Source organism: Cryobacterium sp. TMT2-42-4 (assembly GCF_004402645.1).
Lineage (GTDB): Bacteria > Actinomycetota > Actinomycetes > Actinomycetales > Microbacteriaceae > Cryobacterium > Cryobacterium sandaracinum.
The window spans coordinates 1-12,207 of the sequence record NZ_SOFT01000007.1 but is presented as its reverse complement, the minus strand read 5'-3'; the positions used below and the strand labels follow the sequence as shown (position 1 = coordinate 12,207).

The following is a 12,207-nucleotide window of genomic DNA, read 5'->3' as shown; positions in this document are numbered from 1 at the left end:
AACCAGCCCACCGGCCCCCAACAGGGGGTCGGTGGGCTGGTTCGTGAGTCAGGCTATGATTATCACTGATCTTGATGGGTTTTTTTAGGCTCATCGCACTGTGAAAGGTTTCGCGTGGAGATTCTCCAGGTTGTGCTGCAGGTGTTGCTCGGAATTACGAGTCTCCTGTTGACCATGCTCATTTTGCTACACAAGGGGCGTGGTGGCGGTCTGTCCGACATGTTCGGCGGAGGTGTCACCTCCAACCTCGGTGCGTCCGGTGTGGCGGAACGCAACCTCAACCGCATCACCGTCATCCTGGGGTTGCTCTGGATTACCTGCATCGTAATCCTGGGACTCATCACCAAGTTCGACACGGGGCTTTAGCCTCCCGTTTCACAGTTTCGACGAGCTCTAGCTCAACCGGTCAATCGGCTACAACGCCCTTTTCAAGCGGAGGAACATAATGGCATCTGGTGGCAGCGCAATCAGAGGATCCCGGGTCGGTGCCGGCCCCATGGGCGAGCAGGACCGCGGATTTCACGCGGACCGCATCAGGGTGTCCTACTGGGACGCCCTCGGCAACGAGACCGTCCGTTACTTCGCGGCGAACCTCCCCGATGAGGAGATCCCGGTGACCATCGACTGCCCGTCGTCGGGGCTCCCGGCCGGGCGCGACAAAGAGAACCCACCGTCGGTGGTCAAGCTCGAACCGTACAAGACACACCTGGCCTATGTGAAGGAACGCCGCACCGAGGAAGAGGCAGAGTCGCTTCTCGAAGAAGCGTTGCAGCAGTTGCGCGTGCGCCGGGGCAAGCTGTCCGCAACGAACTGACGTTTGGACCCGCGCGCCTGTCGTGCACTGAGAAAGGCCCCGACTCCGGTCGGGGCCTTTCTCAGTGTGCGGGTCTGCCCGAGCGGGTGACTGTTCTAGAACGTCGACGCGGTGAGGTTCTCGGGAACCTCCGCAGCGGCCTCCCGGTCGACGAAGAAGTTCGTGTACCGGCGGCCCTTGATGCCCGCCACGGGCACCTCGTCGCGGCTGGCGCCGGCCAGGGCGAGACCGAGCGCCGATGCCTTGTCCGGCCCGGCCAGCACCATCCACACGCATCGTGAGGAGTTGAGGGCCGGTCGGCTGAGGCTGAGCCGCTCCGCGGGGGGCTTGGGAGAGTTGCGCACGGCGAGCACGCTCTTGCTGTGTTCGCGGATGCCGGCCTGGTGCGGGAACAGGGAGGCGACGTGGCCGTCCGGCCCCACGCCGAGGAAGGTGATGTCGAAGCGCGGCAGGTCGGTTCCCTCGATCGAGGCGGACTCGAGCAGCGCGGCGTAGCTCTCGACTGCGGTGTCGAGGTCGACTCCCTCGTCCGAGGCGGCGAAGGGGTGGATGTTCGCTTCCGGGATCTGGATGTGGTCGAGTAGGGCGGTGCGCGCCTGGCGCTCGTTGCGGTCGGAGTGCTCCTTGGGTACCCAGCGCTCGTCACCCCACCAGAACGTGACCAGGCCCCAGTCGATGGTGTCGCGGGCCGCGGAGGCGTTGACAGCTTCCAAGACCTCGATCGCGACGCTGCCGCCGGCCAGGACCACGTTTACTTCTCCCTGTTCGTGCAGGAGATCCACGGTCGTTGTGATGAATCGGGCCGCCACCGAGGCGGCCAGGGCCGCGCGATCGGTGTGCACGAGTACGCGTCGTTCGTTGGTCACGGTCGTCCTTCGTTGTGTTCTGCGACCACATTGTCAAGGTGCGGTAGGCCGCGCGTGATGACCTCACCATACAGCTCATCGGGGTCGAGGCGGCGCAGCTCGTCGCTGAGGCAGTCCCGCAGGCTCCGGCGCTTGAGGGTGAGGTCCTGAACGGGTTGGCCGGGCTGGGTGAGTCTGGCGACGTCGGGCACGTCTCGTTCGAGCGAGATGAGCCCGGCCGAGCGCGTCAGGTGCACACTCCGGATGCCGTGGGACAGCGGCCCCGTCGTGAACTCGTAGTCCACCGAGACCTGCAGTTGCAGGGCGAGCCAGGCGGCGAGCAGGGTCGTGGACGGCGAGTCCGCGGCACCGGCCACCTGCACGGCGGTCACGGGCAGGTAGGGCGGCTGGTCGAGGACCGCCGCCAGCTGGGCGCGCCAGAGGGTCAGGCGGGTCCAGGCGAAGTCCGTGTCGCCGGGACGGTATGAACTGCAGAGGTGATGAAGCGCGGCCTGCGGGTCGGTCTGCGCGGAAGCATCCGTGATACGCCGTTGGGCGATGCGTCCGAGGGGCGAATCCGCTGGCACAGTGGGCGCCACACCGGGCCACCAGGCCACGACGGGGGCGTCGGGCAGGAGCAGGCCGGTGACCAGGCTTTCCGGGTCGCTGGCGGCCTCACCGAAGGCGCGCAGCACGATGACCTCGCTGGCGCCCGCGTCCCCGCCGACACGGATTTCCGCGTCGACGCGGGGGGCGAGTGGGGAGGCCGTGTCATCCTGGTCCATCGTCGACAGCACGATCACGCGCATGGGGTGTTCTCTGGACGCGTCGTTCGCGGCCTCGATGGCCTCTTCCTCGCGGCCCATGGTGGACGCGATGATGAGCGTAAGTACGCGGCCGAGGGCCACCGCGCCGCCTTCTTCGCGGATGCGCACCAGGGCCTTGGAGATTTTGGAGGTGGTCGTGTTGGGCAGATCGACGATCATGGGCGTCTCCAGTGTCGGCCGTCGCGGGACAGCAGTTCGTCGGCCGAGACCGGACCCCAGGTTCCCGGCCGGTATTGCTCGGGTTGGCCCTGCTTCGCCCAGAACTCCTCGATCGGGTCGAGAATCTTCCACGAGAGCTCGACCTCCTCGTGCCGGGGAAAGAGCGGTGGGTCGCCCAGGAGCACGTCGAGGATGAGCCGCTCGTAGGCCTCGGGGCTGGCCTCGGTGAAGGCGTGGCCGTAGCCGAAGTCCATCGTCACGTCGCGCACCTGCATGCCGGCGCCGGGCACCTTGGAGCCGAAACGGATGGTGACGCCTTCGTCGGGCTGCACCCGGATGACCAGGGCATTCTCGCCCAACGGTGCGGAGTTCCCCTTGCCGAAGAGGTGCTGGGGGGCTCGTTTGAACACCACGGCGATCTCGGTCACCCGGCGGCCCAGGCGCTTGCCCGCACGCAGGTAGAAAGGCACCCCCGACCACCGGCGGTTCTCAATGGTCAGCCGCAGCGCGGCATACGTTTCGGTGCGGGATTCGGGGTCCATCCCGTCCTCGTCCAGAAACCCCACGACCTTCTCGCCGCCCTGCCAACCGCCGGCATACTGGCCGCGGGCCGTGCCACGGGCGAGGTCGTCGGGAAGCCGGACGGAGGCGAGAACCTTCTCTTTCTCCGTGCGCAGGTCGGCAGCGTCGAAGGAGATGGGTTCCTCCATGGCGGTTAGCGCCAGAAGCTGCAGCAGGTGGTTCTGGATGACGTCCCGGGCTGCGCCGATGCCGTCGTAGTAGCCGGCCCGACCGCCCACGCCGATGTCCTCGGCCATGGTGATCTGCACGTGGTCGACGTAGTTGGCGTTCCAGATCGGTTCGTACAACTGGTTCGCGAAGCGGAGGGCCAGAATGTTCTGCACCGTCTCCTTGCCCAGGTAATGGTCGATGCGGAAGACCGAGTCGGGCGGGAAGACCGACTCGACCACGGCGTTCAGTTCGCGCGCCGTCTGCAGGTCACTGCCGAACGGCTTTTCGATTACGACCCGCCGCCACTGCCCGTCCGTCTGCTCGGCCAGGCCGGAGCGGCGCAGCTGCTCCGTGACCTGCGGGAATGCCTTCGGCGGGATCGACAGGTAGAACGCATGGTTGCCCATCGTCCCGCGCTCCCGATCGAGTTGCGCGATGGTGTCCTTGAGCAGTTGGAACGACGCGGCGTCGTCGAACGACCCCGGCACGAAACGGATGCCCTCGGCCAGCTGGGTCCAGACGTCCTCGTTGAACTCGGTGCGCGCGTACTCCTTGACCGAGTCGTGCACGACTTTCATGAAGTCCTCGTTGGTCCAGTCGCGGCGTGCGAATCCGACGAGCGCGAAACCCGGCGGGAGGAGGCCGCGGTTGGCGAGGTCATAGACGGCCGGCATGAGTTTCTTCCGCGACAGGTCACCGGTGACGCCGAAGATCACCAAGCTGCTGGGCCCGGCGATGCGATTCAGACGGTAGTCGTTCGGTGAACGCAGTGGATTGAACTCCGGGGTGATTTCCACCGGGGACATGCAACTCCTTCGAGGTGTGGCGTTCGAGCACGTTGTTCGGCGCCGGCCCGCGGACCGGCGCCGAACGGGTTAGCGCAGTGCGTCGAACAGGGTGGCGATGTTCATGGCCGGGTCGGTCAGCGTCAACGTCAGTACGGGGCGACCGTGGTCCGCCAGTACGCTGGCGTCACCGCTAGCCTGGGCCTGGATGAGTTCCCCGAACGTGAAGGGGCGCTCCGGGATGTCGAGGTCGACGTCCGGGGTGGTGAGGATCTGCAGGAACACCCCGGTGGCCGGTCCGCCCTTGTGCAGCTGGCCGGTGGAGTGCAGGAACCGCGGTCCCCAGCCGAACGTGACCGGGCGCTTGGCCAGTGCGGCTAACAGATCACGGATTTCGGCGAGCTGGGGCAGTTCCAGCCGGTTGACGTAGGCCTGCACGGAGATGTAGCCGTCCGTGCCCAGCTCCTCGATCAGGGCATCGATAGCGGAGGGCAGGTCGCTGGCGGCGCCGATCACGTGCGCGGTGCCGCGGATCTCGATTCCGTCCGTGATGAACGCGGCGGGGACCGGTTCGGGACGGGCGTCGAGGAGACCGCGGGTCGCGTTCTTGGCGGCCTCGACATCCGGCTGGTCGAACGGGTTGATGCCCAGCAGGCGGCCGGCGACGGCGGTGGCATACTCCCAGACGAGGAACTGCGCGCCGAGGGTGCCGCTGACCCGGATCTCGTCGTGTCCGCCGTTGTCGGAGAACACGTCGAGGCCGGCGTCGGAGACCAGGCGAACAACCTGCAGGTCAGGCAGGTCCAGGGTCAGCTCGGGGGCGTCCAGGTCGAGCACGACGGGAAGGATGCCGATGCCCTGTTTGCCGGTGGATTCGGCGATCAGCTGTTCGGCCCAGTCGGCGAAACCGACGATGTGGGTGCCATCTTCGACGATTGCGAGCTTGTCGCGGCGCGGGGTGGTCGCGGCGATGGCCGCACCCAGGATGAGCCCCGGGTTCTCGGCGGTGTCCACGGCGAGGGAAAGCGAAATGGCCTCGGCCTCGTCAAGCAGCCCGGCGATGTCCACGCCGGCAAGGCCGGACGGAACGAGTCCGAACGCGGTCAACACCGAGAAACGTCCACCGACCGTGGGGTCCGCGTTGAAGACGCGGTAGCCCACCGAGCGGGCATCCGCGTCGAGGGGGGAGCCAGGGTCGGTCACGATGATGATGCGCTCGACCGGGTCGATGCCGGCCTCGTGGAAAGCGCGCTCGAAGACACGGCGCTGGCTGTCGGTCTCGGCCGTTGAGCCGGACTTCGACGACACCACGAGCGCGGTGGCGGCCAGGTTCTCGCCGAGGGCCGCGAGGACCTGACCGGGGTCGGTGGAGTCGAGCACGGTGAGGTTCACGCCCGCGGTGCGGGTGATGACCTCGGGGGCCAGCGACGAGCCACCCATGCCGGCGAGGGCGATACGGGTGACTCCGCCGGCCCGCAGGGAGTCGCGCAGGGCAAGGATCTCCGCGACCAGTGGACGGGAATCCGTGACGGACTCGGTCCAACCGAGTCGTTTCGCGGCTTCGGCTTCGGCTTCGGGGCCCCAGAGGGCCGGGTCGAGGGCGGTGATCCCGGATGCGACGAGGTCGGCCACCAGGGTCGGGACGGTGGTGCGAACGGCCTCGGCCGCCGCGCCGCTCACGGAGATGTGGAAGCTCACAGTGCCGCCCCGGTCTTGGTCGTCGTGGCGGTCTCGAGGGCAGTGGTCACGGTCTCGAGGAGTTCATTCCACGAAACGATGAACTTGGCCACGCCTTCGGCCTCGAGAACCTGGGTGACGTCGTTGTACGAGATACCCTCGTTCGCGAGTGCGTCGAGAACCAGGTTGGCTTCGTCGTACGCGCCGGTGATGGAGTTCGCGGGGATGACGCCGTGGTCGAGTGTGGCCTCGAGGGTCTTCTCCGGCATGGTGTTGACGACCCCGGGCGCGACCAGGTTGGTCACATACAGGGTGTCGGGGAGGCTGGGGTCCTTGACGCCGGTGGAGGCCCAGAGCGGGCGTTGCTTGTTGGCTCCGGCGCTGATCAGGCCGAGGGCGCGCTCGGTGGAGAAGGCTTCCTCGTAGACCTGATAGGCGAGCTGGGCGTTCGCGACGCCGGCCTTGCTCTTGAGCGCAAGCGCGGCTGTCGTCCCGATGACCTCGAGGCGGGAGTTGATCTCGGTGTCGACCCGCGAGACGAAGAACGACGCAACGGAGTGGATCACGCTGAGGTCGAGGCCGGCCGCCTTGGCCTTCTCCAAACCGGACAGGTACGCGTTGATGACCTGGCGGTGACGTTCGAGGCTGAAGATCAGGGTGACGTTGACGCTGATGCCGAGGGCGATCGTCGCGGTGATCGCCTCGAGACCTTCCACCGTTGCGGGGATCTTGATCATGGCGTTGGGTCGATTGACCTTCGCCCACAGTTCCTGGGCCTGCGTGACCGTGCCGGCCGCGTCGTGGGCAAGCCCGGGCTCGACCTCGATCGACACGCGCCCGTCGACGCCGCGGGTGCGATCGTAAACCGGGCGGAAGATATCGCTGGCCGCGGTCACATCGTCGGTGGTGATCTCGAACACGGCGTCGTGCACGCTGGTGCCGGCGGCGGCAAGCGCGGCCACCTGCTCCGCGTACGCCTCGCCCTTGCTGAGGGCGCCGGCGAAGATCGTCGGGTTGGTGGTCACGCCGACGATGTTCTTCGTGTCGATCAGGTTCGCCAGGCCGCCGGAAGTGATGCGTTCCCGGGACAGGTCGTCCAGCCAAATGCTGACGCCGGCCAATGACAGCTCGGCGAGGGGAGTGTTCTCAGTCATAATTCGTATCTCCTTGGAATGCAGGGTATTCAGGTGTGTGGTGTCGCGGCGTGGCGGGTTCAGTGCGCGGCGAGGGATTCCTTGGCGGCGGCGACGACGGCATCCGTCGTGATGCCGAATTCACGGAACAGGGTCTTGTAGTCGGCCGACGCGCCGAAGTGCTCGATCGAGACGCTGCGGCCGCGGTCGCCGACGTACTTGTCCCAGGTCAACGCGATGCCCGCCTCGACGGATACCCGGGCGGTGATCGATGCGGGCAGGACAGCCTCGCGGTACTCGGCGCTCTGCTCCCGGAACCATTCGAGGCTGGGGGCCGACACGACGCGCGCGCTGATGCCTTCGGTCTGGAGCTGCTCGCGGGCCGCCAGGGCCAGCTGCACCTCGGAGCCGGTGCCGATCAGGATCACCTCAGGGGTGCCGCCCGCAGCCTCAGCGAGCACGTAGGCGCCCTTCGCCACGTTCCGGGCGGATGCGAGCACGTCGCCGGTGGCGTCGCCCTCGCCGCGCTCGAACACGGGAATGTTCTGGCGGGTCAGCACGATACCGGCCGGTCCCTGGCGGCGCTCGAGAATCGTCTTCCACGCCCAGGACACCTCGTTGGCGTCGCCGGGGCGCACCACGTCGAGTCCGGGGATGGCGCGCAGGGTCGCGAGCTGCTCGATCGGCTGGTGGGTGGGGCCGTCCTCGCCGAGGGCGACGGAGTCGTGGGTCCAGACGAAGATCGAGGGGGCCTGCATCAGCGCGGCCAGGCGGATGGCCGGGCGCATGTAGTCGCTGAAGATCAGGAAGGTGCCGCCGAAGGGGCGGGTGTTCCCATGCAGCACAATACCGTTCAGGATGGCGGCCATGGCGTGTTCGCGGATGCCGAAGTGCAGCACGCGGCCGTAGGGGTTGCCGGTCCATTCGCCGGTGGAGTGCTCGCTCGGAATGAAGGAGGCAGCGCCACCAATGGTGGTGTTGTTCGATTCTGCGAGGTCGGCGGAGCCACCCCACAGCTCGGGGACGACCGTGCCGAGCGCGGTGAGGACCTTGCCGGACGCGGCACGGGTCGATACCTCCGTGCCGGCGGGGAAGACGGGCAGGGCGGCCTCGACGCCGTCGGGCAGGTCGCCGGAGAGCACCCGATCGAGCAGGATCTTGCGCTCGGGGTTGGCGGTCGCCCAGGCGTCGAACTCGACGTTCCAGGCGGAGTGGGCGGCGGCCCCGCGGTCCACGGCCTGACGGGTGTGCGCGATGACCTCGTCGGCGACCTCGAAGGCCTGTGCGGGGTCGAAACCGAGGACCGTTTTGACGGCGGCCAGCTCCTCGGCGCCGAGCGCCGAACCGTGGATCTTGCCGGTGTTCTGCTTCTTCGGGCTGGGCCAGCCGATGATGGTCTTCAGGATGATCAGCGACGGCTTATCGGTGACGGCCTGGGCCGCCTCGATCGCGTCGTTGAGCGCGGCGACGTCTTCGACGTAGGCGCCGGTCTTCTTCCAGTCGACCGTCTGCACATGCCAGTCATAGGCCGAGTAGCGGGCCGCGACATCCTCGGTGAAGGCGATGTTGGTGTCGTCCTCGATGGAGATCTGGTTGCTGTCGTAGATCGCGATCAGGTTGCCGAGCTGCTGGTGGCCGGCCAGGGAGGAGGCCTCGCTCGTGATGCCTTCCTGCAGGTCGCCGTCGCCGGCGATCACGTACACGAAGTGATCGAACGGGCTCGTGCCGACCGACGCCTCCGGGTCGAACAGTCCGCGCTCGAAGCGGGAGGCGTAGGCGAAGCCGACGGCGGAGGCCAGACCCTGGCCCAGAGGACCGGTCGTGATCTCGACCCCATCGGTGTGGCCGTACTCCGGGTGCCCGGGCGTCTTGGAACCCCAGGTGCGCAGAGCCTTCAGGTCGTCGAGCTCGAGTCCGTAGCCACCGAGGTACAACTGCACGTACTGGGTGAGCGAGCTGTGGCCGACCGAAAGGATGAAACGGTCCCGACCGATCCACTCGTTGTCGGACGGGTCACGCCGCATCACCTTCTGGAACAGGAGGTAGGCCGCGGGAGCGAGGCTCATGGCGGTACCGGGATGCCCGTTCCCGACCTTCTCCACGGCATCGGCCGCGAGGAGGCGTGCGGTGTCGACCGCCGTGCTGTCAATCGAATCCCACTGCAGTGCTGCCACTTGATATTGACCCTTCTGAAGACGAGGGAGAAGGTTGCTGAGAACCCGCACCCGCTATTGTGCGCGCCCGAGGACATCAGCGTCATCACGGTGTCGCAGCAGATGCCCGGTTCCGGTGGATCAGCATGCATGCACCGAGATTGGCGAGCACCCCCAGTATAGGCAACGCCGGTTCGGACCCGTGATGTGTCGTCTCGTGACGCATCCCCGGCGGCCCGGCGACGGTTTCGGATCCGACAGTTCGCCTAGAATCACAGTCACTGTCACCAGCGTTGGAGGAGCCTTGCCCGGAGCCGCCGAAACCCACACCCTGAGCACCCCACGCACGCTCCGGCGCACGGCAAGGGCCTACCTCTCGCTAACCAAGCCGCGGGTCGTGGAACTGCTCCTGGTGGTCACCGCTCCCACGATGATCCTGGCCGAACAGGGCATCCCGAGCCTGTGGCTGGTCGTGGCAACCCTGATCGGTGGTTCGCTTAGCGCCGGCTCTGCCGGGGCGTTCAACTGCTACATCGACCGGGACATCGACCGGCTGATGAAGCGTACCCAAAATCGCCCGCTCGTCACGGGGGAACTCACCGACCGGCAGGCCCTGGTGTTCGCGTGGCTGGTCGGTCTGGCATCGATTCTCTGGCTGCTGGCCTTCACGAACTGGCTCGCCGCGGCCCTGTCGCTGGGTGCCATCCTGCTCTATGTCGTCCTCTACACGATGGTTCTGAAACGCCGCACGGCCCAGAACATCGTCTGGGGCGGCATCGCGGGCTGCATGCCCGTGCTCATCGGCTGGGCCGCCGTGACCGGCGACCTGTCATGGCCGCCCTTCGTCCTGTTCCTGATCATCTTCCTGTGGACGCCGCCGCACTACTGGCCGCTGTCCATGAAATACCGTGACGACTATCAGGCCGCCGGCGTGCCGATGCTGGCCGTCGTGCGCGGCCGCAGCCAGGTGGGCCTACAGGTCATCCTGTACGCCTGGGCGACCGTCGCCTGCTCGCTCCTGCTCGTGCCGATCGCCGGCATGGGCCTGCTGTACCTCTTCGTAGCCCTGGTGACCGGCGCCTGGTTCATCTCCGAGACGCACCGGCTGTACGGCCTGGCGATCCGCTACGCGGAGGTGTCGCCGATGCGCGTCTTCCACGGTTCGATCGCCTATCTCACCCTGTTGTTCCTGGCCGTCGGAGTTGATCCGCTGCTCCCGTTCTAGCCCGCAGCTGCCATTCGACACCGGGCACGGCGTTCGGGCTGTGATGACCACACCCAAACGACGAGGACTGACGTCGCTACCGGCGACCGACCAGGTCGGGGGTGGTCGCACTGGGGGACACCCGCATGTCCATCGGTGTGCTGAGGTTTAGGACGAGCGCGGTCAGGATGGCCACGAGCACGCAGGAGAGCACCATGTGGATGCCGACCAACCCGGCAGGCAGCCCCGTGTTGGACTGGATCAGGCCGACGCCGACCTGCATGGCCTCGACGAGCAGAAGGAGAAGTGCCCAGCCCTGCGTCGGCAGAGCGCGAGAGAAGGCCGCGACCAGGAGAACCACGGTGAGGGCAACGGTGACGTAGGCCGGCCAGCTGTGCACGTGCTGCAGGATTTCGGGGTCAAGGCCCGTGCGGGGAGCATCCGCATCCCCGGCGTGCGGGCCCGAGCCGGTGGTGAGGATGCCGACGAGGATCGTGACGAACACGACCGCGCTCGTCACATATGCCAGCGTCCGATACCAGACCGGAACCGCGAGGGTGCGCGGCACCCGGCCGGTGTAGACCCGGTGCACGAAGACGGTGCACAACACGACCAGGATTACGGAGATCACGAAGTGGATGCCGACCACATAGGGGTTCAGCTGGGCAAGAACGCTGATGCCGCCGATAACGGCCTGCGCGGGGATGCCCAACCCCGCGAGCAGGGCGACCCAGAACAGGTCGGGGCGTTCCTTACGGAGGCGCACCACGGCGAGGAAGGCCGCGATCGCGACCAAGCCGAGGGCAACTCCGAGCAGGCGATTGCCGAATTCGATGTAACCGTGGATGCCCATCTCGGGCGTGTTGACGACTGAGTCCGCGGTGCACTTGGGCCAGGTGGGGCAACCGAGGCCCGAGCTGGTCAGGCGCACCAGGCCACCCGTCCCGACCAGCAGAATCTGGGCGGTGAGGTAGATCCACGCGATCACACGCACACGCCTGTCAATCCTGGTCGGCAACCACGCCGTAATTCGATTCACCGGTTCTGCTCCCTCTTCGATGACCACATGTGAAAACGCCGGATCGCACCGCTGAACCCGTCGCCAGCCTGTAGAATTAGGTGTTTCATGGGCGGGAACGTAGCGGTTGACACAACCGCGGCGCTCCACCCCGTCGTCCTTAAACATCTTAGGTACGCAACGTAGCCGCCCACACAACCGATCCCAGACCGGGTCTCCGCTGGAGGCCATTCTGGGAACGACCGGACTAATATCCGGGTTGCCGTGGATGGGAGAAGAGGTAAATATGTCTGACGTCCTGCTTGACCGCCCCGAACTTGCGGGGCTTGGTGTCTACGAATTCGGGTGGTCCGACTCCGATGCTGCTGGTTCCTCCGCCCGCCGTGGGATCTCGCCGGAGGTGGTGACTGATATCTCCAATCTCAAGGGCGAGCCTGAGTGGATGCTGCAGCGTCGCCTCAAGGCCCTTGAGTTGTTCGAGCGCAAGCCGATGCCGACCTGGGGTGCTGACCTGTCGGGCATCGATTTCGACAACATCAAGTATTTCGTGCGTTCCACGGAGAAGCAGGCCCAGACGTGGGATGACCTGCCCGAGGACATCAAGAGCACCTATGAGAAGCTCGGCATTCCCGAGGCTGAGCGTCAGCGTCTTGTCTCCGGTGTCGCGGCCCAGTATGAGTCTGAGGTGGTTTACCACCAGATCAACGAGGAATTGGCTGCGCAGGGTGTCATCTTCATGGATACCGACACGGCGTTGAGGGAGCATCCGGAGTTCTTCGAGGAGTACTTCGGCACGATCATTCCCTCCGGCGATAACAAGTTCGCGGCGTTGAACACCTCGGTGTGGTCGGGCGGCTCTT

10 protein-coding genes and 1 pseudogene are annotated in these 12,207 nt (G+C 66.4%); 4 read left to right on the top strand and 7 right to left on the bottom strand.

Going from position 1 to position 12,207, the window contains the following annotated elements; all coding sequences use genetic code 11:
* The first annotated feature begins 114 nt into the window (after positions 1–114).
* Both secG and E3O18_RS01170 read left to right on the top strand, forming a co-directional pair.
* Positions 115–366 carry a preprotein translocase subunit SecG gene (gene secG / locus E3O18_RS01175; RefSeq protein ID WP_104170978.1) on the top strand — a complete coding sequence of 84 codons (252 nt, stop codon included), beginning with the start codon at positions 115–117 and terminating at the stop codon, positions 364–366.
* Between the two features lie 79 nt (positions 367–445).
* Entirely contained in the window at positions 446–814 is a 369-nt protein-coding gene (locus tag E3O18_RS01170; RefSeq protein WP_134396082.1) for an RNA polymerase-binding protein RbpA, read from the top strand.
* 95 nt (positions 815–909) lie between these two features.
* Here E3O18_RS01170 and pgl read toward each other — a convergent pair whose 3' ends face one another.
* The 6 genes from pgl to tkt form a co-directional block, all read right to left on the bottom strand.
* The gene (pgl, locus tag E3O18_RS01165) at positions 910–1,680 is read right to left on the bottom strand and encodes a 6-phosphogluconolactonase (RefSeq protein WP_134396081.1); all 771 of its coding nucleotides are present in this window, start codon (positions 1,678–1,680) and stop codon (positions 910–912) included.
* Positions 1,677–2,645 carry a glucose-6-phosphate dehydrogenase assembly protein OpcA gene (locus E3O18_RS01160; protein ID WP_134417274.1) on the bottom strand — a complete coding sequence of 323 codons (969 nt, stop codon included), beginning with the start codon at positions 2,643–2,645 and terminating at the stop codon, positions 1,677–1,679. The genes pgl and E3O18_RS01160 overlap by 4 nt, the downstream gene beginning before the upstream one ends.
* Positions 2,642–4,183, bottom strand: coding sequence for a glucose-6-phosphate dehydrogenase (gene zwf / locus E3O18_RS01155; RefSeq protein ID WP_134396079.1), 1,542 nt, complete (start codon positions 4,181–4,183; stop codon positions 2,642–2,644). The genes E3O18_RS01160 and zwf overlap by 4 nt, the downstream gene beginning before the upstream one ends.
* A gap of 69 nt (positions 4,184–4,252) precedes the next feature.
* A complete protein-coding gene (locus E3O18_RS01150; RefSeq protein WP_134396078.1) occupies positions 4,253–5,860 on the bottom strand; it encodes a glucose-6-phosphate isomerase in 1,608 nt (535 codons plus the stop codon).
* The gene (gene tal, locus E3O18_RS01145; RefSeq protein WP_134396077.1) at positions 5,857–6,993 is read right to left on the bottom strand and encodes a transaldolase; all 1,137 of its coding nucleotides are present in this window, start codon (positions 6,991–6,993) and stop codon (positions 5,857–5,859) included. Before tal ends, E3O18_RS01150 begins: the two co-directional genes overlap by 4 nt.
* A 59-nt stretch (positions 6,994–7,052) precedes the next feature.
* On the bottom strand, positions 7,053–9,146 hold the full coding sequence (gene tkt, locus E3O18_RS01140) for a transketolase (protein ID WP_134417272.1): 2,094 nt from the start codon (positions 9,144–9,146) through the stop codon (positions 7,053–7,055).
* Between the two features lie 283 nt (positions 9,147–9,429).
* Between tkt and E3O18_RS01135 the strand changes: the two genes are divergently transcribed.
* Positions 9,430–10,350: a heme o synthase gene (locus E3O18_RS01135; protein WP_241978095.1), complete on the top strand. Its 921-nt coding sequence runs from the start codon at positions 9,430–9,432 to the stop codon at positions 10,348–10,350.
* Between the two features lie 76 nt (positions 10,351–10,426).
* Here the strand turns inward: E3O18_RS01135 and E3O18_RS01130 are convergent, their stop codons facing one another.
* On the bottom strand, positions 10,427–11,317 hold the full coding sequence (locus E3O18_RS01130; RefSeq protein WP_241976548.1) for a COX15/CtaA family protein: 891 nt from the start codon (positions 11,315–11,317) through the stop codon (positions 10,427–10,429).
* A 316-nt stretch (positions 11,318–11,633) separates the two neighbouring features.
* Here E3O18_RS01130 and E3O18_RS01125 point away from each other — a divergent pair.
* A pseudogene (locus E3O18_RS01125) lies at positions 11,634–12,207 on the top strand (Fe-S cluster assembly protein SufB); the annotation flags it as partial.